General features: G+C 74.4%; 22 protein-coding genes. 7 read left to right on the top strand and 15 right to left on the bottom strand.

Features of this window, described 5'->3' with window-relative positions; genetic code table 11:
- Nucleotides 1–2: 2 nt before the first annotated feature.
- Genes I4I82_RS31650 through I4I82_RS31660 form a run of 3 tightly spaced genes read right to left on the bottom strand, consistent with a single transcriptional unit; the run spans nt 3 to nt 2,956 of the window.
- On the bottom strand, nt 3–995 hold the full coding sequence (locus I4I82_RS31650) for a VWA domain-containing protein (RefSeq protein ID WP_218591136.1): 993 nt from the start codon (nt 993–995) through the stop codon (nt 3–5).
- On the bottom strand, nt 996–1,877 hold the full coding sequence (locus I4I82_RS31655; protein WP_218591145.1) for a DUF58 domain-containing protein: 882 nt from the start codon (nt 1,875–1,877) through the stop codon (nt 996–998). It abuts the gene before it with no gap.
- A 56-nt stretch (nt 1,878–1,933) separates the two neighbouring features.
- A complete protein-coding gene (locus I4I82_RS31660; RefSeq protein ID WP_218591135.1) occupies nt 1,934–2,956 on the bottom strand; it encodes an AAA family ATPase in 1,023 nt (340 codons plus the stop codon).
- Between the two features lie 137 nt (nt 2,957–3,093).
- Between I4I82_RS31660 and I4I82_RS31665 the strand changes: the two genes are divergently transcribed.
- Nucleotides 3,094–3,891 (top strand): sugar phosphate nucleotidyltransferase, encoded by a 798-nt coding sequence (locus I4I82_RS31665; RefSeq protein ID WP_218591134.1) that lies wholly within the window; start codon nt 3,094–3,096, stop codon nt 3,889–3,891.
- Nucleotides 3,892–3,925: 34 nt separating this feature from the next.
- Here the strand turns inward: I4I82_RS31665 and I4I82_RS31670 are convergent, their stop codons facing one another.
- Nucleotides 3,926–5,218 (bottom strand): C40 family peptidase, encoded by a 1,293-nt coding sequence (locus tag I4I82_RS31670; RefSeq protein WP_218591133.1) that lies wholly within the window; start codon nt 5,216–5,218, stop codon nt 3,926–3,928.
- A gap of 239 nt (nt 5,219–5,457) precedes the next feature.
- Here I4I82_RS31670 and I4I82_RS31675 point away from each other — a divergent pair, with 239 nt between their 5' ends.
- Both I4I82_RS31675 and I4I82_RS31680 read left to right on the top strand, forming a co-directional pair.
- Entirely contained in the window at nt 5,458–8,292 is a 2,835-nt protein-coding gene (locus tag I4I82_RS31675) for an aconitate hydratase (protein ID WP_218591132.1), read from the top strand.
- 199 nt (nt 8,293–8,491) lie between these two features.
- Nucleotides 8,492–9,202, top strand: a complete 711-nt coding sequence (locus tag I4I82_RS31680; protein WP_226370363.1) for a sulfite exporter TauE/SafE family protein — start codon at nt 8,492–8,494, stop codon at nt 9,200–9,202.
- Between the two features lie 21 nt (nt 9,203–9,223).
- On the opposite strand, the gene I4I82_RS31685 is transcribed toward I4I82_RS31680, so the two are convergent.
- Complete coding sequence (locus I4I82_RS31685; RefSeq protein ID WP_218596338.1) at nt 9,224–10,267, bottom strand: TetR/AcrR family transcriptional regulator C-terminal domain-containing protein; 1,044 nt, start codon at nt 10,265–10,267, stop codon at nt 9,224–9,226.
- Nucleotides 10,268–10,538: 271 nt separating this feature from the next.
- On the opposite strand from I4I82_RS31685, the gene I4I82_RS31690 reads away from it, so the two are divergent.
- Nucleotides 10,539–11,285, top strand: coding sequence for an FAD-dependent monooxygenase (locus tag I4I82_RS31690; protein ID WP_218594016.1), 747 nt, complete (start codon nt 10,539–10,541; stop codon nt 11,283–11,285).
- Here I4I82_RS31690 and I4I82_RS31695 read toward each other — a convergent pair.
- From I4I82_RS31695 to egtA, 5 genes are read right to left on the bottom strand one after another with little or no spacing between them, the layout of a single operon-like run.
- A complete protein-coding gene (locus I4I82_RS31695; RefSeq protein WP_226370364.1) occupies nt 11,278–11,748 on the bottom strand; it encodes a cupin domain-containing protein in 471 nt (156 codons plus the stop codon). The two genes, I4I82_RS31690 and I4I82_RS31695, sit on opposite strands and share 8 nt — an antisense overlap.
- Before the next feature lie 47 nt (nt 11,749–11,795).
- Entirely contained in the window at nt 11,796–12,770 is a 975-nt protein-coding gene (gene egtD, locus I4I82_RS31700; RefSeq protein WP_218594017.1) for an L-histidine N(alpha)-methyltransferase, read from the bottom strand.
- Entirely contained in the window at nt 12,767–13,540 is a 774-nt protein-coding gene (gene egtC, locus I4I82_RS31705) for an ergothioneine biosynthesis protein EgtC (protein WP_218594018.1), read from the bottom strand. Before egtC ends, egtD begins: the two co-directional genes overlap by 4 nt.
- A gap of 2 nt (nt 13,541–13,542) precedes the next feature.
- Nucleotides 13,543–14,925 carry an ergothioneine biosynthesis protein EgtB gene (gene egtB, locus I4I82_RS31710; protein ID WP_218594019.1) on the bottom strand — a complete coding sequence of 461 codons (1,383 nt, stop codon included), beginning with the start codon at nt 14,923–14,925 and terminating at the stop codon, nt 13,543–13,545.
- Nucleotides 14,922–16,277 (bottom strand): ergothioneine biosynthesis glutamate--cysteine ligase EgtA, encoded by a 1,356-nt coding sequence (gene egtA / locus I4I82_RS31715; RefSeq protein ID WP_226370365.1) that lies wholly within the window; start codon nt 16,275–16,277, stop codon nt 14,922–14,924. Before egtA ends, egtB begins: the two co-directional genes overlap by 4 nt.
- Nucleotides 16,278–16,401: 124 nt before the next feature.
- On the opposite strand from egtA, the gene I4I82_RS31720 reads away from it, so the two are divergent.
- Nucleotides 16,402–17,004, top strand: a complete 603-nt coding sequence (locus tag I4I82_RS31720; protein WP_218592569.1) for a TetR/AcrR family transcriptional regulator — start codon at nt 16,402–16,404, stop codon at nt 17,002–17,004.
- Here the strand turns inward: I4I82_RS31720 and I4I82_RS31725 are convergent.
- From I4I82_RS31725 to I4I82_RS31735, 3 genes are all read right to left on the bottom strand, one after another.
- Nucleotides 16,992–18,926, bottom strand: a complete 1,935-nt coding sequence (locus I4I82_RS31725) for an ABC transporter ATP-binding protein (protein WP_218592576.1) — start codon at nt 18,924–18,926, stop codon at nt 16,992–16,994. The genes I4I82_RS31720 and I4I82_RS31725 overlap by 13 nt on opposite strands.
- Nucleotides 18,927–19,246: 320 nt before the next feature.
- Nucleotides 19,247–20,038 carry an enoyl-CoA hydratase/isomerase family protein gene (locus I4I82_RS31730; RefSeq protein ID WP_218592570.1) on the bottom strand — a complete coding sequence of 264 codons (792 nt, stop codon included), beginning with the start codon at nt 20,036–20,038 and terminating at the stop codon, nt 19,247–19,249.
- A gap of 38 nt (nt 20,039–20,076) precedes the next feature.
- Nucleotides 20,077–20,286: a helix-turn-helix domain-containing protein gene (locus I4I82_RS31735; protein ID WP_141276274.1), complete on the bottom strand. Its 210-nt coding sequence runs from the start codon at nt 20,284–20,286 to the stop codon at nt 20,077–20,079.
- Between I4I82_RS31735 and I4I82_RS31740 the strand changes: the two genes are divergently transcribed.
- Nucleotides 20,285–20,443 (top strand): hypothetical protein, encoded by a 159-nt coding sequence (locus I4I82_RS31740; protein ID WP_218592571.1) that lies wholly within the window; start codon nt 20,285–20,287, stop codon nt 20,441–20,443. The genes I4I82_RS31735 and I4I82_RS31740 overlap by 2 nt on opposite strands.
- 131 nt (nt 20,444–20,574) lie before the next feature.
- Here I4I82_RS31740 and I4I82_RS31745 read toward each other — a convergent pair whose 3' ends face one another.
- A complete protein-coding gene (locus I4I82_RS31745) occupies nt 20,575–22,197 on the bottom strand; it encodes an ABC-F family ATP-binding cassette domain-containing protein (protein WP_218592572.1) in 1,623 nt (540 codons plus the stop codon).
- Between the two features lie 124 nt (nt 22,198–22,321).
- Here I4I82_RS31745 and I4I82_RS31750 point away from each other — a divergent pair, with 124 nt between their 5' ends.
- On the top strand, nt 22,322–23,101 hold the full coding sequence (locus I4I82_RS31750; RefSeq protein ID WP_218592573.1) for an SDR family oxidoreductase: 780 nt from the start codon (nt 22,322–22,324) through the stop codon (nt 23,099–23,101).
- A gap of 11 nt (nt 23,102–23,112) precedes the next feature.
- Here I4I82_RS31750 and I4I82_RS31755 read toward each other — a convergent pair whose 3' ends face one another.
- The gene (locus I4I82_RS31755; RefSeq protein WP_218592574.1) at nt 23,113–24,522 is read right to left on the bottom strand and encodes a deoxyguanosinetriphosphate triphosphohydrolase family protein; all 1,410 of its coding nucleotides are present in this window, start codon (nt 24,520–24,522) and stop codon (nt 23,113–23,115) included.
- Nucleotides 24,523–24,562 lie beyond the last annotated feature (40 nt).

Consider the following 24,562-nt stretch of genomic DNA (forward strand, 5'->3'; position numbering starts at 1 on the left):
CCCTACGGCAGCCGGCGCCCCAGCACCAGACCCGCCCCGACCCCGACGACCAGCAGCAGCACCCCGCCGGCCAGCCACGGCCGGCTGGTGTCGACCCGGCGCACCTCGTACCCGATCTGCTCGCCGAGCTCGTCGTAGACCTGCCGGAGCTCGTCCTCGCTGGCCGCGGTGAAGAACTGGCCTCCCGACAGCTCGGCGATCGTGCGCATCGAGGCGTCGTCGACCGCCACCGACGTCGACTCCCCCGGCTCCAGCTCGATCGTGCCGAAGCGGGTGCCGAACGAGATGCCCGAGACCGGGATGCCCGCCTCCGCGGCGGAGCGGGCGGCGGTGAACGAGCCGCGCGGCTCCTCCTCCGGCGGGCCGTTGCCCGAGTCGGGCACGGTCTGCTTGCCGTCGCTCATCAGCACGATCCGGGCCGGCGGCGGCCCCTCCTCGCCGGTGCCCGCGATGGCCTGGGAGAACGTCTCGACCGACTGCATCGCCGCGAAGATCGCCTCGCCGGTGGCCGTCGACTCCGAGAGCCGCAGCCCGTCGATCGCCCGCTTCACCGGGTCGCGCTCGACGGTCGGCGAGACGAGCACGGCCGCGGTGCCGGCGAACGCCACCAGCCCGAGGTTGACCCCGGGCGTCAGCTGGTCGGCGAAATCCTTGGCCGCCGACTGCGCGGCGGCGAGCCGGCTCGGCTCGACGTCGGTGGCCTGCATCGACAGCGACACGTCGATCACCAGGACGACCGTGGCCCGGTTGCGCGGCACGCGCGCCTCGGCCTGCGGCCCGGCCAGCGCGATCGTCAGCACGGCCAGCGCGGTGATCAGCGCCGCGGCCGGCAGGTGCCGGTACCAGCCCGGGCGGTGCGGGGCGACGCGGTCGAGCAGCTCCAGGTTGGTGAAGCGCACGACGTCCCGGCGGCGCCGGCGCAGCAGGACGACGTACCCCGCGGCGAGCACGGCGACCACGAGCAGCAGCAGCAGCCACCACGGAGCGGAGAACATTCAGCGCCCCCCGCCCGACCAGGCCCGCTTGCGGGCGAGGGCGAACCGCACGACGTCGGCGATCCAATCGGAGTCGGTGCGCAGCGTCAGGTGCGCGGCCCCGCAGCGGCGCAGGGTCGCGGCCACGCTGTCGCGGTGCGCCGCGGCCGCGGCGGCGAACTCCCGGCACAGCAGCGGCGTGGTCGTGACCTCGCGCTGGCGACCGCTCTCCGGGTCGGCCAGCACGACCGTGCCGACGTCGGGCAGCTCCAGCTCGCGGGGGTCGAGCACCTCCACGGCGAGCAGGTCGTGTCGCGTCGACAGCGCGCGCAGGGCCCGCTCCCAGTCGGGCTCGCCGAGGAAGTCGGAGATGACGACGGCCAGGCCGCGCCGGCGCGGGGGCCGGCGCAGCTGCTCGATCGCCGCCGCCAGGTCACCGCGCGTGCCCTCGGCCGTGCGCGGGATCCCCGCGACCCGCCGCAGCATCCCGCGGGCGTGCGCGACGCCGCCGCGGGCCGGGATGCGCACCACCGACTCGCCGGTGGCGGCCAGCACGCCGATCCGGTTCCCGCCCCCGCGCGTGAGGTGGGTGACGGCGGCCAGCGCGGCGATCGCGAGGTCACGCTTCTCGCACGCCGCGGTGCCGAAGTCGAGGCTGGGCGAGAGGTCGAGCACGACCCAGGTCTCCAGCTCCCGGTCGGCGACGGTCTCGCGCACGTGCGGCTGCGTGGTGCGGGCGGTGACGGCCCAGTCCATGCGGCGCACGTCGTCGCCGGGCTGGTAGGTCCGTGCCTCCCCCGGCTCGCTGCCCGGCCCGGGCACCAGCCCGAGGTGGTTGCCCTGCAGCAGCCCGTCGAGGCGCCCGCGCACCGCGAGCTCGAGCTGGCGCAGCGACGCCTCCATCCGCCCGTCCCGGAACGAGGGAGGGGCGGTGGGGACCCGGCGCGCGGCGGGAGAGCTCACGCGGGCGTGTACTGCTGGGCCGGGCGGGCGCTGACCTGCGGCAGCGGCACGGTGGCCAGCACGCGCGAGATGATGTGATCCATCGGCACCTGGTCGGCCACGGCGTCGTAGGACAGGACGAGGCGGTGGCGCAGCACGTCCGGGGCGACGTCGAGGACGTCCTGCGGGAGCACGTAGTCGCGCCCGCGCAGCAGCGCCAGCGCCCGAGCGGCGGCGACGATCCCCAGCGTGGCGCGCGGCGAGGCGCCGTAGGACACCCAGCCGGCGATGTCGGACAGGCCGTGCTCGGCGGGCGTGCGGGTGGCGACGACGAGCCGCACCACGTAGTCGACGAGCGCGTGGTGGACGAACACCTGCGTGGCGACCTTCTGCAGGCGCACCAGCTCGGCCGGGTCGATGATCTGCTGCGCGACCGGGGGCTCGGCGCCCATCCGGTAGACGATCTCGCGCTCCTCCTCGACGCCCGGGTACTCCACGATCAGCTTGAACAGGAAGCGGTCGCGCTGTGCCTCGGGCAGCGGGTAGACGCCCTCGTTCTCGATCGGGTTCTGGGTGGCGAGCACGAGGAACGGGTCGGGCATCGGGAACGTCTTTCCGCCGATCGACAGGTGCCGCTCGGCCATCACCTCGAGCATCGCCGACTGCACCTTCGCCGGAGCGCGGTTGATCTCGTCGGCGAGCACGAAGTTGGCCACGACCGGCCCGAGCTCGACGTCGAACTCCTCGCGGCCCTGGCGGTAGATCCGGGTGCCGAGGATGTCGGCGGGCACCAGGTCGGGGGTGAACTGCAGCCGGGAGAACGTGCCCCCGACGACCTTCGCGACGGTCTCGACCGCCAGGGTCTTCGCGACGCCGGGCACGCCCTCGAGCAGCAGGTGCCCCTTGGCCAGCAGCCCGACGAGCATCCGCTCGACGAGCCGGTCCTGCCCGACGATCACCCGCTTGATCTCGAGGACGACGCGCTCGAGGCGCTCGCCCTCGTGCGCGGGGCTGGCGGGGGCGGAGTCGGCGACGGTCACCCCGCCATCTCACCGCACGGTCCGTGAGAGGGCGGTGAACCCCCCTTCCCGTAGCCGGACGGACACGGACCGTCACCTGAATGGGTGGTGCCTCGTTGCGGGGACAGGAGACACCGACGTACAGGAGGTTCCCCCGGATGAAGGTCGTCCTGTTCTGCGGCGGGTACGGGATGCGCATGCGCGACGGCGTGTCCGACCTGCCCAAGCCGATGCACCGCGTCGGCCCGCGCCCCCTGATCTGGCACGTCATGCGCTACTACGCGCACTTCGGCCACACCGAGTTCGTGCTGTGCATGGGCTACGGGGCCGAGCACATCAAGGACTACTTCCTGCACTACTCCGAGACCGCGTCGAACGACTTCGTGCTCCACGGCGGGCAGGTCGAGCTCCTCGGGTCCGACATCCAGGACTGGACGATCACGTTCGCCCACACGGGTCTGGACTCCCCGATCGGGGAGCGCCTGCGCCGGGTCCGTGAGCACGTGGAGGGCGAGGAGATGTTCCTGGCCAACTACGCCGACGTCCTCACCGACCTCGACCTCGACGCGATGGTCGACGACTTCGCCGCCTCCGACGCCGTCGGCCGCCTGCTCGCCGTGCCGCCGCAGCCCGCGTTCCACTGCGTCGGGATCGGCGAGGACGACCGCATCACCGCGATCAGCCCGCTGCAGGAGATGCCGCTGTGGGAGAACGGCGGCTACTTCGTGCTGCGCCCGGAGATCTTCGACTACCTGCCCGAGGGCGGGGACCTCATCGCCGACGCCTGCACGCCGCTCGCGCGGGAGGGGCGGATGACCGCCCACCGCCACCGCGGGTTCTGGCAGTCGGCCGACACCGCGAAGGAGCGCAGCATGCTCGAGGCGGCCTACCAGGCCGGCCGGCGCCCGTGGATGCTGTGGGAGAACCCGCGCATCCCGGTGCCGGTGCAGTCCTGACCACTGCAGTCCCGCCAGTACTCCGGTCCCGCTCCTACAGGACCCGGGTCGCCTGCGGCACCAGGTCCTTGCGGCGCAGCGGCACGATCCGGACGTCCGCGCCGGTGTAGGGCGCCTCGATCATCCGTCCGTCGCCGATGTACATGGCGACGTGGTGGATCGGCGCGCCGCCCTTCCGGAAGAACACCATGTCACCGGGCTGCAGGTCGGAGATCGGGACCTTGCGGCCGGCGTTGAACTGGTTGCGGCTCACCCGCGGCAGCGACACGCCGGCGCCGTTGAAGGCGTAGAGCATGAGCCCGGAGCAGTCGAAACCGACGCGGTCACCGGGGTCGCCCGCGGGACCGGGGATGCCGGTGGTGGCGCCGCGGCCGTTGCCCCCGCCCCACACGTACTGCACGCCGAGCTGCGACATCGCGCGGTCGATGACGCGCTGCGCGCTGCCGGCCCCGGCCCGCGGAGCCGGGCCGACGGCGGCGTCCCGGGCCGACGCGGCGTCGCGCTCGGCCCGCTGGCGGGAGGCCTCCTGCTCGGCGAGGACGCGCTGCCAGTCGTCGTAGCGGGCGCGCTGGTCGCGCAGCCCGGCGTCGGAGGCCTCGGCGGCGTCGAGCCTGCTCTGGACCTGGGCGCGCTCGGTCTGCACGGCGGCGAGCTGCTCGGCCTGGGCGCGGGCGGCGGCGTCGGCCGCGGCGTACGCGGCGTCGGCGCTGTCCTTGGCCCGGGCGGCCTCGGCCTCGCGGGCCTGCGCCTCCTCGAGCAGGGCGCGGGCGGTGGAGTCGGCATTGGCCTTGTCGACGCGGGCGCGCTCGAGCCCGTCCTGCGCGGCGAGCTGGGCGCGGGCGAGCAGGTCGGTGAACTCGGCGCGGGCGACGAGCTCCTCGGGCGTCTGCGACGAGGTCAGCAGGCCGAGCGGACCGGTGTCGAGGCCCTCCTGGTAGGTGGCGGTGACGAAGTCGTCGAGCCGGGACCGGGCCTGGTCGATGGCGACGGTGGCGGCGTCGGTCGCGACGCGGGCGGCCTCGGCACGCTCCCCCGCCTCGGCGGCGGCTCCCTGCGCGGCCTCCAGGTCGACGAGGGCGGCCTCGGCGTTCTCGCGCTGCCCGGCCAGCTCCGCCTGCAGGTCGTCGGTGCGCGCGTCGAGCTCGGCGAGGCGGTTGGTGAGCTCCCCGACCTCCCCGGCGCGGTCGCGCACCTCCTGCCGGCTCTGGCCCAGCTGATCGTCGCTGGGGTTCGGCGGCGGCGGGGGCTCCTGCGCGAACGCCGGCGCCGTGCCCCCCAGCAGGGCGAGGAGCAGCAGCAGCACGACCACCCGCACGGATCTGCGCACCCGCCAGCCCTTCCTTGATCATCCCGGGACGAACGGCGGAACTCTGTCACCCCCGGCGCGCGCAGGCGGGGCGCCACGCGCGGGCGCGGCGCGATCTCCACCGAAGGAGGGGCCCCTCACGCTGACGTTCTAACAGGACAAGCGTACTGTTTAGTGGTGAGAGGGGTCTCGCCCAACGGCCGGTGCGCGGTAGGCGAGACTCCCAGGAACCCGCGCCCACCACCGCAGGAGGACACCACGTGGCCACGACCGACAGCTTCGGAGCGAGAGGGACCATCCAGGCCGGCGGGGCCGAGCACGAGATCTTCCGGCTCTCGGCCGTCGAGGGCGCCGAGCGCCTCCCGTTCAGCCTGAAGGTGCTGCTGGAGAACCTGCTCCGCACCGAGGACGGCGCGAACGTCACCGCCGACCACATCCGCGCGCTCGCCGGATGGGACCCGTCCGCGGAGCCCGACACCGAGATCCAGTTCACGCCCGCCCGCGTGATCATGCAGGACTTCACCGGCGTGCCGTGCGTCGTCGACCTCGCCACCATGCGCGAGGCCGTCACCGAGCTGGGCGGCGACCCGGCGAAGGTCAACCCGCTCGCGCCCGCCGAGCTGGTCATCGACCACTCGGTGATCATCGACGTCTTCGGCTCGCCCGACGCGTTCGAGCGCAACGTCGACTTCGAGTACTCCCGCAACAAGGAGCGCTACCAGTTCCTGCGCTGGGGTCAGGGCGCCTTCGACGAGTTCAAGGTCGTCCCCCCGGGCACCGGGATCGTGCACCAGGTCAACATCGAGCACCTCGCGCGCGTGGTCATGACCCGCAACGGGCAGGCCTACCCCGACACCCTCGTCGGCACCGACTCGCACACCACCATGGTCAACGGCCTGGGCGTGCTGGGCTGGGGCGTCGGCGGCATCGAGGCCGAGGCGGCCATGCTCGGCCAGCCCGTCTCGATGCTCATCCCGAAGGTCGTGGGCTTCAAGCTCACCGGCGAGATCCCGGCCGGCGCCACCGCCACCGACGTCGTGCTGACGATCACCGAGATGCTGCGGCGCCACGGCGTCGTCGGCAAGTTCGTGGAGTTCTACGGCGAGGGCGTCGGCGCGGTGCCGCTGGCCAACCGCGCCACCATCGGCAACATGAGCCCGGAGTTCGGCTCCACCGCCGCGATCTTCCCGATCGACGACGAGACCATCCGGTACATGAAGCTGACCGGACGCCCGGCTTCGCTGCTCGAGCTCACCGAGTCCTACGCCCGCGAGCAGGGCATGTGGCACGACCCGTCGCGCGAGCCCGTGTTCTCCGAGACCCTCGAGCTCGACCTGTCGACGGTCGTCCCCTCGATCGCCGGCCCCAAGCGCCCGCAGGACCGCATCGCGCTCTCGCAGTCGAAGGAGGCGTTCCGCTCCGTGCTCGGCGACTACGCCGGCGCCCCGGACCAGGACGACCCCGACGACGCCGCGAGCTCCGGCTCCAGCGTCGACGAGTCGGTGGAGGAGACCTTCCCGGCGAGCGACCCGGCGAGCCCGAGCGCGCACGGCAACGGCGACGCAGGCAAGCCGCGCGACCCGTTCTCCGCCGCCTCCGGTGCACACGGCCGCGCCAGCCGGCCGACGCGCGTGACGACCGCGAGCGGCGCGTCGTTCGAGATCGACCACGGCGCCGTCGTGATCGCCTCGATCACGTCGTGCACGAACACCTCGAACCCCTCGGTGATGCTCGGCGCGGCGCTGCTCGCGAAGAACGCCGTCGACCGGGGGCTCACCGTCAAGCCGTGGGTCAAGACGTCGATGGCGCCGGGGTCCAAGGTCGTCACCGACTACTACGAGAAGGCCGGTCTCTGGCCCTACCTCGAGAAGCTCGGCTACCACCTGGTCGGCTACGGCTGCACCACCTGCATCGGCAACTCCGGTCCGCTGTCGGACGAGATCTCCGCCGCGGTCAACGAGGCCGACCTGTCCGTCGTCTCGGTGCTCTCGGGCAACCGCAACTTCGAGGGCCGCATCAACCCCGACGTCAAGATGAACTACCTGGCCTCGCCGCCGCTGGTCATCGCGTACGCGCTCGCGGGCACGATGGACTTCGACTTCGAGAACCAGCCCCTGGGCACCGCGACCGACGGCACCGAGGTGTTCCTGCGCGACATCTGGCCCTCGGCCAAGGACGTGCAGAACACGATCGACTCCTCGATCAGCCAGGAGATGTTCACCAAGGACTACGCCGACGTCTTCGCGGGCGACGAGCGCTGGAAGGGCCTGCCCACGCCGGAGGGCAAGACCTTCGACTGGGACCCGCAGTCGACCTACGTGCGCAAGCCCCCGTACTTCGAGGGCATGTCGCCCGACCCGTCGCCCGTCTCGGACATCTCCGGGGCACGGGTGCTGGCCCTGCTGGGCGACTCGGTCACGACCGACCACATCTCCCCCGCCGGCGCGATCAAGCCCGGCACTCCGGCGGCCGAGTACCTCACCGAGCACGGCGTCGAGAAGAAGGACTTCAACTCCTTCGGCTCCCGCCGCGGCAACCACGAGGTGATGATCCGCGGCACGTTCGCGAACATCCGGCTGAAGAACCAGCTGCTCGACGACGTCAGCGGCGGCTACACCCGCGACTTCACCCAGGACGACGCCCCGCAGGCGTTCATCTACGACGCCGCGCAGAACTACGCCGCCGCCGGCACGCCGCTTGTGGTCCTGGGCGGCAAGGAGTACGGCTCGGGCAGCTCGCGCGACTGGGCCGCCAAGGGCACCGCGCTGCTCGGCGTCAAGGCCGTGATCGTGGAGTCCTTCGAGCGCATCCACCGCTCGAACCTGATCGGCATGGGCGTCATCCCGCTGCAGTTCCCGGCGGGCGAGTCGGCGTCGTCGCTGGGCCTGGACGGCACGGAGACCTTCGACATCGCGGGCATCACCGCGCTGAACGACGGCTCCACGCCGCGCACGGTCGCCGTCACCGCGACGAAGGCCGACGAGTCGACCGTCGAGTTCGACGCCGTGGTCCGGATCGACACCCCCGGCGAGGCGGACTACTACCGCAACGGCGGGATCCTGCAGTACGTCCTGCGGGGGATGCTGCGCAGCTAGCGCCCCCTCCCCCGTGATCCACGGGCCCTGCTGACGGCCGCCGCTCCCCACCGGGAGCGGCGGCCGCTTGCGTTCCGGCGGCGAGGGCCGCACGCTCCGGCGCCCCGGCGGCGGTTCGATGTCGTTGTTTCATTGCCGTTTCGAAGGCGTCAACGTTTCATTGACGTCAGAGGGGGTCGGAGGCGGCTACGGTCGGCGGGTGCTGATCGTCGTGGCGGGACTGGTGGTGGCCGTGGGGGCGCTGGTCCAGGGCACGGTGGGCTTCGGCCTCGCCCTGGTCGCCGCTCCCCTGCTCGCGATCCTCGACCCCGCGCTGGTGCCCGTGCCGCTGCTGATGATCACCGCGGTGCACGCGCTGCTGACCCTGCGCCGGGAGTACGGCGACACCGACTGGCGCGGGGTCGGCTGGGCCCTGCTGGGGCGCCTGCCCGGCATCGGCCTGGGGGTGCTCGCGGTGTCGACGTTCCCGCCGCGGCTGTTCGTCGCGGCCGTCGGGCTGACGGTGCTGGTGTGCGCGGCGCTGTCGGTCGTCCGCTGGCGGCTCCGCCCGACGGTGCCCGCGCTGCTGGTCGCGGGCCTGGTGTCCGGGGCCGGCGGCACGGCGTCGTCGATCGGCGGGCCGCCGGTGGCGCTGCTCTACCAGGGCGACACCGGGCCGCGCGTGCGCTCGACGCTGGCCGCCTACTTCACCGCGGGCACCCTGCTCTCGATCGCCGCACTGGCGGTCGGCGGGCAGGTCGACGGCGCCGACCTGCTTGCCGGCGGGCTGCTGGTCGTGCCGATGCTCGCGGGCTTCGCGCTGTCCGGGCCGGCGCGCCCGCTGCTCGACCGGGGCTGGACCCGCCCCGCGGTCGTGACCCTGGCCGCCGCCGGAGCGCTGGCGCTGCTGGTGCAGGCCGCGCTGGGCTGACGAGCGCCGGTGGGTGCCCGGTCAGCGGGCCCACGGCGGGGCGGCCGTGCGCGAGGCGTCGGCGATCCGGTCGAACTGCACCGCCAGCCCGTCGAGCAGCAGGAGCAGGCCGCGCTCGAACAGGGCGTCGACGTCGAGGTCGTAGTCGGTCGTCACCATCCGCTGCAGCAGCGGGAAGCGCCCCGACCCCACCAGCGCGGCCAGCCCGGGCTCCTGCTCGGCCAGCCAGGCCTCGTTGTCCAGGCCGCTGGCCGCCTCCGCGTCGCGCTCGGGCTCCAGCACCGCCGCCGCGCCCCGCACGTAGTTGATCAGCGTGAGGTGGATGTCGAACGCCTCGACGGCTTCCACCCTCTGCCCGTCCAGGGTCGCGAGCACCCACTCCGAGTACGCCATGCCCGCCGGGATCGCCTGCGGCCGCGTCACCGACAGCGCCTGCGCCATCCACGGGTGCCGCCGGAACGCCGCCCACAGCGCGCGCACGCCCCCGTCGAGGCGCGGGCGCCAGCCCCCGGCGACGTCGACGGGCGCGCGCCACTCCCCCATCGCCGCGTCGAGCATCCGCACGACGAGGTCGTCCTTGTCACTGACGTGACGGTAGAGCGCCATCGGGGCGACGCCCAGCGCCGTCGCGATCCGGCGCATCGACAGCCCGGCGAGCCCCTCGGCGTCGGCGACGTCCATCGCCGCCGCCACGATCCGGTCCGGCCCGAGCGCCTCCTCGGGCACCGCCCGGGCAGGCCCCGTCCGGGAAGGCACCGTCCGGGAAGGCCCCGTCCGGGAGGGCACCGTCCGGCGGGGACCGGCCGCAGGGGGCGCGGCGGGCGCCGGCTCGGGCACCCGCCCGACCGGCTCGGCCACGACCGTCCCCACCCCGGGCACCACCCGCACCAGGCCCTCGGCCCGCAGCGCCGCCAGCGCCCGCGACGCGGTGGCGATCGCGACGCCCCACTCCCGTGTGATGGCCCGCGTCGAGGGCACCCGCTCCCCCGGCGCCAGCTCCCCGGCCGCTATCCGCCGCCGCAGGTCGCCCGCCACCCGCGCCGACCCGCCCCCACCCTCCGCCACCCCCGTACTAGTACACCAGGCCGTCCCCCGGGGCCAGTGCACTAGTACGGTTAGCGCGCTGAGCTGTGGATTAATATTTGCCTCGCGTCTGTGTACGACGTACGTTATGCCGCACGCACACCACCGACATCCTCGTCTCCGGCGGCGGCATCGCCGGTCCGGCCCTCGCCCGGCAGCTACGCGCCCAGGGCCACACCGTCACCGTCGTCGAGCGAGACGCGGCGCCGCGTGGCGGCGGCCAGGCCGTCGACCTCCGCGGCGCTTCGGGCTCGTGGTCGGCGCCGACGGGGTGCACTCCGCCGTCCGCTCGCTGGCCTTCGGCGACGCGGGCCTGCACCCGCTGGGCTGCCACACCGCCTGGTTCACCGCCCCGGCCGCGCCCGACCTCGACGGCTGGTACCTCGTGCACAACGCCCCCGGCGGGCTCGTGGCGTCGTTGCGCCCCGGGCGCCTGCCGGGTGAGACGAAGGCGGCGCTGGCCTTCCGCTCCGGGCCGCAGGACGCCGTGCGGCGCGACACCGCCGTCTGGGCCGAGGTGTTCGCGGCGCGGTTCGCCGGTGCCGGGTGGAAGGCCGACTGGCTGGTCGAGGCGATGCGCGCCGCACCCGACCTGGCCGTCGAGGAGATGGCGCAGGTGCGGCTGGCCCGCTGGTCGCGCGGACGCGTGGTGCTGCTGGGCGACGCCGGGTACTGCCCGACGTCGCTCACGGGGCTCGGCACCAACCTGGCGCTGGTCGGCGCGCACGTGCTGGCCGGCGAGCTCGCCGCGGCCGACGACCACCGCGCCGCGTTCGAGCGGTACGAGCGGGTCCTGCGGCCCTACGTCGACCGGGCCCAGCAGCTGCCGCCCGGCGGCGTCGACGGGTTCGCGGCCCGCGGGCGCGCCGCGATCGCCCTGGGCGCGTTCACGATGCGGGCGGCCACCCGCTGGCCCGTGCGGGTGCTGCTGGAGCGCCAGTTCGCGAAGTCCGACGGGATCGAGCTGCCCGACCACGCCGCGCCGGCGCCCGTCAGCTGACGGCCGGGGGCGCCGGGTGACCGGGATCGACCCAGGGCACGTGCTCCGGGTCGGCCACGCCCTCGACGTCGAGGTTCACCACGACCGGGTCCTGCCCGCTGCGGGTCAGGACGCACTCGAGCGGCTCGTCGTCGAGGGCGTTGATCTCCTGGTGCGGCACCCACGGCGGCACGAAGATGAACCCGCCCGGCCCCGCCTCGGCCACGAACTCCAGCCGCGCGCCCCAGCGCATCCGCGCCCGGCCGCGCACCACGTAGATGACGCTCTCGAGCTCACCGTGGTGGTGCGCGCCGGTGCGGGCGCCGGGGTGGATGGTGACGGTGCCGGCCCACAGCTTCTCCGCACCGGCCCGGGCGTGCGTCACGGCGGCGGCCCGGTGCATGCCGGGGGTCTGCGGGGTGTTCGCGTCCAGGGCGTCGGGCGGGATGACCCGGACGCCGTCTTCGCGCCAGTCGGTGCTCACCCGCCCGATCCTGCCCCGTCCGGTCCGGCCCGGTCCAGGAACCCGGTCTAGCAGGCGGTGCCCAGGGTCAGGGCGAACCGGTCGTCCGGGTCGGTCCAGGTCCGCGCCACCCGGAAGCCGCACTCCTCCAGCGCCTCGGCGACGCCGTCGGGCCGGAACTTCGTGGAGATCTCGGTGCGCATCTCCTCCCCCGCCGCGAACTCGACGGTGAGGTCGAGCTCGGCGACGTGCACGATCATCGCCCGCTGCGCCACGAGCCGCATCTCGATCCAGCTGTTCTCCGCATCCCACAGCGCCCGGTGCGCGAACGCCTCGACGTCGAAGTCGGCCCGCAGCTCCCGGTTGAGCACGTGCAGGACGTTGCGGTTGAACTCCGCGGTGACCCCGGCGGCGTCGTCGTAGGCGGGCACCATCACCGACTCGTCGACGACCAGGCCGGTGCCCAGCAGCAGCTGCTCCCCCGGCTCCAGGACGGCGCGGAGCTGGCGCAGGAACGCGTAGCGCTCGTCGCGGGTGAGGTTGCCGATCGTGCCTCCCAGGAACGCGACCATCCGCCGGCCCTCACGCGGCAGCCGGTCGAGGTGCCGCGTGAAGTCGCCGACGACGCCGTGCAGCTCCAGGTCGGGGTACTCGACGGCGAGCGCGTCCATCGCGAGCCGCAGCGCCGACTCGCTGACGTCCTGGGGCACGTAGCGCCGCAACGTCCCGGTCCGGCCGAACGCGTCGAGCAGCAGCCGCGTCTTCGACGACGACCCCGACCCCAGCTCCACCAGCGTCTCGGCCCCCGAGGCCACCGCGATCTCGTCGACGCTGCGCGCCAGCAGGACCGCCTCCGTCCGCGTCGGGTAGTACTCGGGCAGCGCGGTGATGTCCTCGAACAGCGCGCTGCCCCGCGCGTCGTAGAACCACTTGGGCGGCAGCGTCTTCGGCTCGGCCGTCAGGCCGGTCCGCACGTCGGAGCGCAGGGCTCGGTCGGCGTCTCCTTCGGTGAGGTGGATGTCGAGCAGGGCGTGCGGGCTCATCGGACTCCCGTTGTCGTCAGAAGCGGTTCCGTGCGGTGGTGACCCGGGCGGGCCACCACCAGGTGCCGGTCGGGCACCTCGGTCCAGGAGGGGTGCTGGTCGACGGGCTCGGAGGCGACGAGCGCCGACTCCCCGTCGACCCGCAGCGACAGCGCGTGCGACCAGGCGGTGGCCCAGATCGTCGCGCCGTCGGTGAGCAGGAGGTTCAGCCGCGACTCCGGCGCGGCCGCGGCCACCGAGCGCACGACGTCGGCCAGCACCGCGGTCGGGTCGTCACCCGCGCGCAGCCGCCGGCGCACCAGCGCCCACAGCAGCGCGGCGTCGGTGGGGGCGTCGAGGGTGAGCAGGTCGGTCACGGGCAGGCCGCCCGCGAGGTCGGCCACGGAGCCCGGCCACCCGGACACCCGCCCGTTGTGGCTGAACAGCCACGGCCCGTCGACGAAGGGCGCGTTGGCGCTCGGGGTCACGGGCATGCCCGTGGTGGCCGAGCGGACGGCGGCGAGCAGCGCGGGCGTGCGGACGGTGGCGGCCAGGGCGGCGAAGGAGGCGTCCGACCAGATCGGCGACGCCGTGCGGTAGCGCAGGGCGTCACCGGGACCGGCGCCGTCGGCGTCCGGGTACCAGCCCGCCCCGAAGCCGTCGACGTTCACCGTGCCCCCGCCGCGCATGTCGGTCGGGGCGTAGGACTGGTGGCGCAGCGAGTGCGGCGCGTCGAGCACCGGCGACGACAGCGTCACCGGCGGTCCGACGTAGGCCAGGTGGCGGCACACCCCTAGTGGTCCCGGGAGTCGGTGTCGCGGCAGTCGGCGTCACGGGCGTCGGCGTCACGGGCGCACCGGAAGCCGGAGAAGATCTGCCGGCGGACCGGGTGGTCCCAGTTGCGGAACGTCGCGCGCAACGCCGACGGGTCGGTGCCGAACGAGCCGCCGCGCAGCATCCGGTAGTCGCCGCCGAAGAACACCTCGGAGTACTCCGGGTACGGGAACGTCTCGTAGCCCGGGTAGGGGTGGAACCCGCTGTCGAGCCACTCCCACACGTCGCCGACGAGCTGGTGCACCCCCAGCGGCGACGCCCCCTTCGGGTAGGCGCCGACCGGGGCGGGCTGCAGGTGGCGCTGGCCGAGGTTGGCGTGCTCGGGCGTCGGCTCGTCGTCGCCCCAGGGGTAGCGGCGCGAGCGGCCGGTGGCCGGGTCGAACCGGGCGGCCTTCTCCCACTCGGCCTCGGTGGGCAGGCGCCTGCCCACCCAGGCGGCGTAGGCCTGCGCCTCGTGGAAGCAGACGTGGACCACCGGCTCCTCGTCGACGAGCGGGGCGAGCACGCCGAAGCGGCGGCGGTACCACGTGCCCGAGCCGTCGCGCTCCCAGAACTGCGGCGCGACCAGCCCGGCGTCGACGCGGTGGCGCCAGCCCGCGCCGGTCCACCAGCGCGGGTCGTCGTAGCCGCCGGCGTCGACGAACGCGGCGTAGGCGGCGTTGGTGACCGGCGCGGTGTCGATGACGAACGCCGGCACGTCGACCGTGTGCGAGGGACGCTCGTTGTCCAGCGCCCACGGCTCCACCGACGTGCCCATCTCGAACGGGCCGCCGGGCACCAGGACCTCGGCGACGGGCAGCGGCGCGCCGGGCGGCGGGGCCGGCGCGTGCAGGACGGGGGCGCCCGCGCGGAGCTGGTGGGTGGCCAGCATGGTCTCGTCGTGCTGCTGCTCGTGCTGCACGATCATCCCGAAGGCGAACCCGTGCTCCTCCAGGCGGCGCCCGCGCAGGGAGCTGCGGCCCAGCGCGTCGAGGGCCTTGTCCCGCACCTGCGCCACGTACGCGCGGGCCTCGGCGGGCGAGAGCAGTGGCAGCGCGACCCGGCTGGAGCGCGAGTGCTGGAAGGCGTCGTACATGCCGTCGATCTCGGGGCGCAGCGGCTCGCGGCCGCCGACGTCGCGGACCAGCCAGAGCTCCTCCTGGCTGCCGATGTGCGCGAGGTCCCAGACCAGCGGCGACATGAGCGGCGAGTGCTGGGCGACGAGGTCGGCCTCGTCGACGGCCTCGGTGAGCGCGGTGCTGCGGGCCCGCGACGCCGCGAGCAGGTCGGCCACGCGCGTGCGAAGGGCCTCCGGGCTCTCGGTGTTCTCGGCGCCGGGCGTGCCGGGGACGGTCGTGGTCATGCGAGCTCTCCTTCCGGGATCGCCGGTTCGAGGTGCGGGGTGACGACGGCACCGCGGTCGCCGGGCGCCGGGTCGTCGGCGGGGCAGCGGCCGCGCAGCACCCGGCTCTCGATCATGTCGGCGAGGGCGTCGCGCACCCATGCGGGAGCGCCGAGACCGGGCAGGCGGTCGGCGGCCAGCGCGAAGACGGCCGCGGCGGCGCGCGCGAGCACGCGGTCGTCCAACCCGTGGCGGGCGCCGGAGACCCAACGGCCGCGGGCCGGGGCGCAGACCTCCAGGACGCGGTCGACGGCGGCGTCGTCGGACAGCACCGCGGCGAGCACCGCCGTCGGCAGCGCCCACCCGTCGCCGGCCTGGGCATCGACGTAGCGGATCTCCAGGAACCCGTGCGCCCGCACCGGCGGGAACAGCGTGGAGACGTGGTAGTCGAGGTCGGCGGTGGTGGGGCGGGTCGGCAGCGCGCCGTCCAGCCAGTCGGCGAACGTGAGGCCGCGGGGCACGGGCCAGCGGCTGCCCTCGCCGCGGCCGCACAGCAGCGGCGTGTGCAGCACCCGCCGCGCCCAGGCCGGGGCCGGGTCGACGTCGGGATCGGTGTCGCGCAGCGGCGGCGGCGCGGTGCGGGCGGGGTCGCAGGCCAGCCACGCGGCCCAGCGCGAGGACTTCCAGCCGGTGCGGCGCCCGTGCAGCACCGGGGAGTTGGCGAACGCGGCCAGCAGCACCGGGCCGACGGCGTGCACGGCGGCCCAGCGGCGGGCGACGGCGGCGCCCTCGCCGGTGTCGACGCAGACCTGCACGGCGGCCGTGGAGCACATCGCGCTGCGGCCGTAGGGGCCGGTGCGGTCGAACGACTCCTCCATCGCGCGGTAGCGCGGGAGCTGCAGCAGCCGGCGGGGCGGGCGCACGGGGTCGGCGGCGCGGGGGTGCGGGAGGACGCCGTGGGCGGCGAGGCGGCCCAGGAGCTCGGCGCCGTCGGAGCGGACCGCGTCGAGCAGCTGCCCGAGGTCCGCGAACGGCGGGCTGGCCAGCTCGGCCTGGCCGCCGGGTTCGACGGTGATCGTGGATCCGGCCGGGAGCGGCCGGGCGGGTGAGGCGGGGTCCAGCGTGGTGGGGGCGTGCGGGCCGAGTGCAGCGGTCAGCGTGGCGAGGTCGACCGGGGCGTCGGGGACCGTCGTCCGCTGCACGAGCCACTCGAGCTCCACGCCGATGAGCCGCGGCGGGCCGTGCTTGAAGCAGACCGACGCGACGTAGGCCTGGGCGTCGGCGCAGTCGTGCAGCACCGACGGCCCGGCGTCCGGCGCGGCCCGCTCGGGGTCGGGCGCCCCGTCGATTCCGGAGGACACGCTCTGGGTCACGCCGCCCGACGCTACCCCGCGAGCACCCCGACCGCAGCCGGTCGTCTGGAACGTCCCGATGACGTCCCCGTGCCCGGACCGCGTATCCCAAGCCGTACGTACGTCCTGGGTATAGCCTGGCGCTATGCCCCGCGTCAGCACCGACCAGCTCGCGGCGCGTCGCCAGGAGATCCTCGACGGGGCCCGCACCTGCTTCGCGCGGTACGGCTACGAGGGGGCCACGGTCCGGCGGCTGGAGCAGTCCACGGGCCTGTCCCGGGGCGCGATCTTCCACTACTTCCGCGACAAGGACGCCCTGTTCCTGGCCCTGGCCGAGCAGGACGCCGAGCGCATGGCCGACGTCGTGGCGGCGGACGGGCTGGTCCAGGTCATGCGCAACCTGCTGCACGACCCCGTCGACGAGCGCAGCTGGCTGGGCACGCGCCTGGAGGTCTCGCGGCGGCTGCGCACCGAGCCGGAGTTCCGCGAGCGCTGGAGCGCCCACTCCGCCGCCCTGACGCGCGCCACCCGCGCCCGGCTGGAGCGCCTGGCCCGGACGGGCTCGGTGCGCGACGACGTGCCGGTGCCGGTGCTCGCGCAGTACCTGGAGCTGGTGATGGAGGGCCTGGTCTCGCACCTGGCGATGGGTCTGTCGGCCGACGACCTGGAGCCGGTGCTGGACCTCGTGGAGGCGGCGGTACGGCGCGCCCCCACTGAGAGCAGGACAGGGAGCCCTCAGCTCACGTAGTGCTCCTCGCTGTGCCGCACGGTGCAGCCGTCGATGCCGCACTCGACGCCGTCGGGCACGAGCACGCCGTCGGGCCCGCGGTCCTGGGCGAACTGCGTCCGGTGCAGCACGGCGTAGCGCCCGCCCGCGGCGATCAGCTCGTCGTGCGTGCCGCTCTCCACGATCCGCCCGTGCTCGACGACCGCGATGCGGTCGGCCCGGCGCACCGTCGAGAGCCGGTGGGCGATGACGATGGCCGTGCGACCGGCCAGCGCCTCGACCAGCGCCTCCTGCACCGCCGACTCCGACTCGGAGTCCAGGTGCGCCGTGGCCTCGTCCAGGATCACCACGCGCGGGCGGGCCAGCAGCAGCCGCGCGATCGTCAGGCGCTGGCGCTCGCCGCCCGAGAGCCGGTAGCCGCGCTCCCCCACCACGGTGTCCAGCCCGTCGGGCAGGGCGTCGAGGACCTCGCCCAGGCGCGCGCGGCGCATCGCGTCGACGATCTCTGCGTCGGTCGCGTCGGGCTTGGCGTAGCGCAGGTTGGCGCCGATGGTGTCGTGGAACAGGTGCCCGTCCTGGGTGACGACGCCGACGGCGCCGCGCAGGTCGGCGAAGCCGAGGTCGCGCACGTCGACGCCCGACAGCGTCACCGCCCCGGAGTCGACGTCGTAGAGCCGCGGCACCAGCGACGCGATCGTCGACTTCCCCGCGCCCGACGAGCCGACCAGCGCCAGCAGCTGCCCGCCGCCCACCTCCAGGTCGACGCCGTGCAGCACCTCCTCGCTCGGGCGCCGGTCGAGCACCGCGACCTCCTCGAGCGATGCCAGCGACACCTGCTCCGCGCCCGGGTAGCCGAAGCGCACGTCGCGCAGCGCCACCGTGACCGGCCCGGCCGGCAGCGGCACGGGGTCGGACCGCTCGCGGATCATCGGCTGCAGGTCGAGCACCTCGAAGACCCGCTCGAACGACACGAGCGCGGTCATGACGTCGACGCGGGCGTTGGCCAGGGCCGTCATCGGCGTGTAGAGCCGCGTGAGCAGCAGCGCGAGGGTGACGACGGTGCCGGGCTCGATCTGCCCGGTGACGGCCAGGTAGCCGCCGAGGCCGTAGACCAGCGCCTGCGCCAGCGCGGAGACCAGCGAGAGCGCGGTGACGAACACGCGCGACACCATCGCGGTGCGCACCCCGATGTCGCGGACGCGCTCGGCGGTGGCGCCGAACTCCGCGGCCTCCTCGTCGGGCCGCCCGAACAGCTTGACGAGCGTGGCGCCGGGCGCGGAGAACCGCTCGGTCATCTGCGTGCTCATGCCGGCGTTGAGGTCGGCCGACTCGCGGCGCAGGTCGGCGATCGTGCGCCCCATCCGGCGCGCGGGGAGCACGAAGATCGGCAGCAGGATCAGGGCCAGCAGGGTCACCTGCCAGGCCAGGGTGATCATGACGCCGAGCGCGAGCAGGAGCTGGATCGAGTTCGACAGCACCGTGGCCAGCGTCGAGGTGATCGCCGACTGCGCGCCGATGACGTCGTTGTTGAGCCGGCTGACCAGCGCGCCGGTGCGGGTGCGGGTGAAGAACGCGACCGGCATCTTCTGGACGTGGGTGAACACGGCCTTGCGCAGGTCGACGATCAGGCCCTCGCCGATGCGGGAGGAGAACCAGCGCGACACCAGCCCGGTGACCGCCTCGAGGATCGCCAGCGCCGCGATCCCCGCCGCCAGCCCGATGACGGTGGCCGCCGCGGCCGACGCGGTGCCGCCCCCGACGATGGCGTTGACGACCTGCCCGGCCAGCACCGGCGTCGCGACGCCGATGGTGGCTATGACGACGGTGAGCGCCAGGAACGCCAGCAGCCAGCGGCGGTAGGGCGCGGCGAAGCGCCAGATGCGCGGGATCGTGCCCTTCGTGACGGACCGCGGTGCGTCGACCCCGGCGGCCACCTTGCTCATCATCCCCACGGGCCGGTCCACGGCCACCTCCTGACGTACGTGCTGCGGGGGCCTCGACGCACAGCGGCCTCGCTGTACTCCCTACCTCCCCCGCCCCGCCCCCGCGACCCGACCGGTGTGTGCCGCTCCAGGGTTCCTTTGCTCTGCTTACCCCCACGCACCGGGTCGCGTGGTGCGTATCGGTGTGCAGAGCAAAGGGACCCGCGAAGCGTCCGGTGCGCCGCAGGTGCTGCGGCCCGTGCACGGGGACCGCGGGAGCACGGGGACCGCGGGTGCACGCCGCCCTCGGCAGCGATCACCCGGCCCGGTCGCGAGCCGCGTCAGCCCGTCCCGGCCGCCAGCGACCGCAGCCTGCGCACCTGCGCCGCCCGCTCCGCCGCCAGTGCCGAGGCGGGGTCGAGGCCGTCGGCCACGCCGGAGAGCAGGGCGAGGGTTGCCGCGGCGGCCTTCGGCGGGGCCGAGACCAGGGCGGTGGCGAGCTCGTCGACGGCGGCGTCGAGCTCGGCGGCGGGCACCGCGCGCAGCGCGAGGCCCAGCTCCACGGCCTCGGTGGCGCCCACGCGGCGGCCGGTCAGGCAGATCTCGACGGCGCGGGCGTACCCCACGGCGCGGACCAGCGGGTAGGTGCCGCCGAGGTCGGGAACGATGCCCAGCTTCGGCTCGGCCATGCAGAACTGCACGTCGTCGGCGACGACCCGCAGGTCGCAGGCCAGCGCGAGCTGGAAGCCGCCGCCGATGGCGTGGCCCTGCACGGCGGCGACGGTGACCCGGGCGGGATCGCGCAGCCAGGAGAAGCCGGCCTGGTAGCCCGCGATGGTGAGGTCGGCCTCGTCCTCGGGCACGGTGCCGAGCGCTGCGATCCCCGGCCGCTCGGGCGTGGGCGTGAACAGGCTGCGGTCCAGCCCCGCGGAGAACGAGCGCCCCTCCCCGCGGACGACGACGACCCGCACCTCCTCGCCCAGGGACTCCCCGATCGCCGCCAGAGCCGCCCAGGTGTCGGGCGTCTGCGCGTTGAGCGAGTCGGGACGGGACAGCGAGATGGTGGCCCGGGCGCCGGCGACGTCCAGGGTCAGCCCGCCGCGCTGCAGCAGATCGGGTTCCGCGAGGGTCATGCCGGAAGGCTACTGGCCCGTAGCCCTCCCGCCCACGGCTACTTCTTCTTCGTCCGGGTCGCTCCCCCGCGCCCGCGCAGCGTCACCCCGGTCTCGGACAGGACGCGGTGCACGAAGCCGTAGGACCGGCCGGTCGACTCGGCGAGGGCGCGGATGCTCGCCCCCTTCTCGTACTTCTTCTTGAGGTCGCCTGCGAGCTTGTCGCGCTGGGTGCCCGTGATGCGGGCGCCCTTCTTCAGGTCGGGCATGACGTCGCTCCTCCTCGTCGATCACGCGCGGGGCCTGCCGCCGGTGGTGGGTCCGGCTCCCGGCAAGGCAATGATCGACCAGGTCACGGGCGCGCGACAGGAGATCCACTGCGTGATCGGTGAGCGGTTCGCCCGAATGGATCACGCGTACGGGTGATCATCTAGGACGGCCGGACACCCGGCCGTCACCCCGTCGCCACCTCCTGATCACCCGGACGTCGGCCGGCGCGGGAGAGATCCACGTCACAGTCGCGAACGGGTGGCACCGCGGACGTCAACCTCGTCCGATCAGGCCAACTGCACGAGCTCCAGGTACTCCGCCGACCAGAGGTCCTCGGTGCCGTCGGGCAGCACGATGACCTTGTCGGGGTGCAGCGCCTCGACCGCGCCGGGGTCGTGGGAGACCAGCACGACGGCCCCGGTGAAGCGGCGCAGGGCGTCGAGCACCTGGGCGCGGCTGGCCGGGTCGAGGTTGTTGGTGGGCTCGTCGAGCAGCAGCACGTTGGCGGCGCTGGAGACCAGGCCCGCCAGCGCGAGGCGCGTCTTCTCGCCGCCCGAGAGCGTGCCCGCGGGCTGCTGGAGCTGCTCCCCGGAGAACATGAACGTGCCCAGCACCGTACGCAGCTGCTGCTCCCCCGTGTCGGGCGAGGCGTGCCGGATGTTCTCCCACACCGTGGCGTCCGGGTCGAGCGTTTCGTGCTCCTGCGCGAAGTAGCCCACGCGCAGTCCGTGGCCGGGGCGCACGTCGCCGGCGTCGGCGCGCTCGGTGCCCGCCAGCAGCCGGAGCAGCGTGGTCTTGCCCGCGCCGTTGAGCCCGAGGACGACGACCTTGGCCCCGCGGTCGACCGCGAGGTCGACGCCGGTGAACACCTCCAGCGAGCCGAACGCCTTGCTCAGGCCCTCTGCGGTGAGCGGGGTCTTGCCGCACGGCGCCGGGTCCGGGAAGCGGATCTTGGCGACGCGGTCCTTCTGCTGCTCGGGCTCGAGGTTGGCCAGGAGCTCGTCGGCGCGGCGCGCCATGTTCTTCGCCGCCACCGCCTTCGTGGCCTTCGCGCCCATCTTCAGTGCCTGGGTGTGCAGCACCGACGCCTTCTTCTCGGCGTTGGCGCGCTCGCGGCGGCGGCGCTTCTCGTCGGTGGCCCGCGCCTCCTGGTACCGCTTCCAGTTCATGTTGTAGACGTCGACCTCGCCGCGCGTGGCGTCGAGGAACCACACCTTGTTGACGACGTCGGCCAGCAGGTCGGTGTCGTGGCTGATCACGACGAGCCCGCCGTCGTGGTTCTGCAGGAACGAGCGCAGCCACGTGATCGAGTCGGCGTCGAGGTGGTTGGTGGGCTCGTCGAGCAGCAGCGTGGTGTTGCTCGACGCACCGCCGTCGGTGGCCGAGAACAGGATCCGGGCCAGCTCGACGCGGCGGCGCTGACCGCCCGACAGCGTGGCGATCTGCTGGTTGAGGATGCGGTCGGGCAGACCGAGGTGCGCGCAGATGCGGGCGGCGTCGCTCTCCGCCGCGTAGCCGCCCAGCGCCGAGAAGCGCTCCTCGATGCGGCCGTAGTCGCGCACGGCCTTGTCGTTGGCGGCGCCGTCGACCAGCTCGGCCATCGCGTTCTGCGCCTTCTCCATCTCGCGCAGCATCACGTCGAGGCCCTTGGCCGACAGGACGCGGTCCTTCGCGGTGACGCGCAGGTCGCCCTCGCGGGGGTCCTGCGGGAGGTAGCCCACGGGGCTGTTGGCGTGCACGCTGCCGCCGTAGGGCTCGCCCTCGTTGGCGAGGACGCGCATGGACGTGGTCTTGCCGGCGCCGTTGCGCCCGACGAGCCCGATGCGGTCGCCGGGCTGCACGCGCAGCGTGGCGCCGGAGAGCAGGATCCGGGACCCGGCGCGCAGTTCGAGGTCGGTGGCGGTGATCACGAGGAAGACTCCAGAAAGGATCCGGGGGCGGGCGGCTGGCAGGCGGCGGGCCCGCTACGCGATCCGGATCACGGCGTCCAGAGTACCGGCCGGGGCACCCCGATTCCCGACGTAGGGTCGCCGCATGACTGATCTCACCGGCCGCACGGCCCTCGTCACCGGCGCCAGCCGCGGAATCGGCTACGCCATCGCCGCCGAGCTGCTCTCCCGGGGGGCCTCGGTCACGGTCACCGCCCGCAAGCCCGACGCGCTGGAGGCGGCGGCCGCCTCGCTCGCCGCCGACCACGCGGGCGGCGACACCGGGCGAGTGCTGGCGGTCGCGGCCAACGCGAGCTCCGAGGAGTCGCGGGAGCAGTCGGTGACCGCGACCGTCGAGCGCTTCGGCAGCCTCGACATCCTGGTCAACAACACCGGCATCAACCCCACCTACGGCTTCCTCATGGACACCGACCTCGCCGCGGTGAGCAAGACCTTCGACACCAACGTCGTCGCCGCGCTGGGCTACGTGCAGCTCGCCTACCGCGCCTGGATGGGCGAGCACGGCGGCAACGTCGTCAACATCGCGTCGGTGGCGGGCCTGCGCTCCACCGGCGTCATCGCGGCCTACGGGGCGTCGAAGGCGGCGCTGATCCGCCTCACCGAGGAGCTCGCCTGGCAGCTCGGGCCCTCGATCCGCGTCAACGCCGTCGCGCCCGCCGTCGTGAAGACGAAGTTCGCGACGGCGCTCTACGCCGAGGGCGAGGAGAAGACGGCCGCGGCCTACCCGCTCAAGCGCCTGGGCGAGCCCGAGGACGTCGCGCGGGTCGTCGGCTTCCTGGTCTCCGACGCCGCGGCCTGGATGACGGGCGAGACCGTGCGCGTCGACGGCGGCGTGCTGTCGACGGGGACGCTGGGCGCGGTCTAGCCGCGGTCCGGCTACAGCACCGCGGCGTCGGTCCACAGCCGCCCGCTGCGGCCGGTGAGGACGTCGAGCAGCGCACTGGCCTGGCCGTCGGTGAGGCTCGCGGTGTAGTCGACGACCGCCCGCCCGCGGGCCTGGGCGAGCGGGAGTCCCTGGCTGCGGGCCAGCTCGGCGAGGTCGTGCAGCCGCGGGGGCAGGCGCGGGGCGTCGTCGTCGCTGAGCCAGGACGCGAGCGAGCCGACCAGCGAGCGCAGCACCGTCGCCTGGCCGCGCTGGTGCGACGCGAGATCCGCGCGCTGCAGCACGAACCGCTGGTGCACGAACTTCAGCACCGCCACCTCGTGCCACTGCGCCACGGCCAGGGCGACCGGCCCGGAGCGCACCGGCGGGTCGTGGTCGACGACCACACCGCCCGCGAGCCGGGCCGTCCAGCGGGCGGAGAACTCGGCCACCGCGCGCTCCGCGGCCATCGAGCCGTCGAACGCCGTGGCCAGCAGACCGTCGACGAGCTCGTCGCGGACGCGGTCGACGGCCGCGGTGAACGCGTCGTCGTCGTAGGCCCAGCCGTCCTTGTCCGCCAGGCGCCGGCGCAGCGCCTCCAGGCCGGCGCCGGGCCCGGCCGTGGCCGCGTTGCGCCGCCACCCGGCGAGCTCGGCGGCGACCCCGGCCTGCTGCAGCACCCCGACGCGGTGGAAGTCCTCCAGGTCGTGGATGGCGTAGGCGATGTCGTCGGCGGTGTCCATGACCGCGGCCTCGACGGTCTGGCGCCACGGTCCGGTGCCCGGGAAGGCCGCGCGGGCCGAGAGCAGGTCGTCGACCTCGGTCTCGTAGCAGGAGAACTTGGCCGACCCGGAGTCCGGCTCGCCGGGCAGCGGACCGCCGCCGCGGGGCGGCAGCGCGGCCCGGCTGGGGTGCGGGTCGGGGTACCCGCGGCGCGTCCACGGGTACTTGAGGACGGCGGCGCGCACGGCCGCGGTGAGGTCGAGCCCGACGCCGCCGGGCCCGTGCAGGTCGATGGTGGTGACGATGCGGAAGCTCTGGGCGTTGCCCTCGAACCCGTCGGGCAGGCCCAGCTCCTCGCGGGCGGTGCGGTCGAGGACCTGCTCGCCGAGGTGGCCGAACGGCGGGTGCCCGAGGTCGTGGGCGAGCGCGGCGGCCTCGACGACGTCCGGGTCGCACAGGTCGGCTCCCACCCGTTCGCCGACCGCCCGGGCCACCTGCGCCACCTGCAGCGAGTGGGTGAGCCGGTTGTGCACCAGCAGCCCCGACCCGACCGGGCTCACCACCTGCGTGACGCCCGCGAGGCGCGCGAAGAACGGCGAGGCGACGATCCGGTCGCGGTCGACGCGGAACGGGCTGCGCGCCAGGCCCGCGCCGGACTCGCCCGGCCCGGAGCGCCGGGCGGCCCGCGCGGAGGTGATCACGGCGCCACGCTAGCGCCGCCGGGCGACCCGGGCGGGCCTG

The organism is Pseudonocardia oceani (genome assembly GCF_019263585.2).
GTDB lineage: Bacteria > Actinomycetota > Actinomycetes > Mycobacteriales > Pseudonocardiaceae > Pseudonocardia > Pseudonocardia oceani.

Bases quoted from the DNA above. Each gene is read 5' to 3' on its own strand.
- I4I82_RS31750 (WP_218592573.1), top strand. From the start codon at position 22,322: ATGACTGATCTCACCGGCCGCACGGCCCTCGTCACCGGCGCCAGCCGC.
- I4I82_RS31655 (WP_218591145.1), bottom strand. From the start codon at position 1,877: ATGGAGGCGTCGCTGCGCCAGCTCGAGCTCGCGGTGCGCGGGCGCCTC.
- I4I82_RS31735 (WP_141276274.1), bottom strand. From the start codon at position 20,286: ATGCCCGACCTGAAGAAGGGCGCCCGCATCACGGGCACCCAGCGCGAC.
- I4I82_RS31725 (WP_218592576.1), bottom strand. From the start codon at position 18,926: ATGAGCAAGGTGGCCGCCGGGGTCGACGCACCGCGGTCCGTCACGAAG.
- I4I82_RS31720 (WP_218592569.1), top strand. From the start codon at position 16,402: ATGCCCCGCGTCAGCACCGACCAGCTCGCGGCGCGTCGCCAGGAGATC.
- I4I82_RS31665 (WP_218591134.1), top strand. From the start codon at position 3,094: ATGAAGGTCGTCCTGTTCTGCGGCGGGTACGGGATGCGCATGCGCGAC.
- I4I82_RS31740 (WP_218592571.1), top strand. From the start codon at position 20,285: ATGACGTCGCTCCTCCTCGTCGATCACGCGCGGGGCCTGCCGCCGGTG.
- egtB (WP_218594019.1), bottom strand. From the start codon at position 14,925: ATGACCACGACCGTCCCCGGCACGCCCGGCGCCGAGAACACCGAGAGC.
- I4I82_RS31730 (WP_218592570.1), bottom strand. From the start codon at position 20,038: ATGACCCTCGCGGAACCCGATCTGCTGCAGCGCGGCGGGCTGACCCTG.
- I4I82_RS31650 (WP_218591136.1), bottom strand. From the start codon at position 995: ATGTTCTCCGCTCCGTGGTGGCTGCTGCTGCTGCTCGTGGTCGCCGTG.
- egtD (WP_218594017.1), bottom strand. From the start codon at position 12,770: ATGAGCCCGCACGCCCTGCTCGACATCCACCTCACCGAAGGAGACGCC.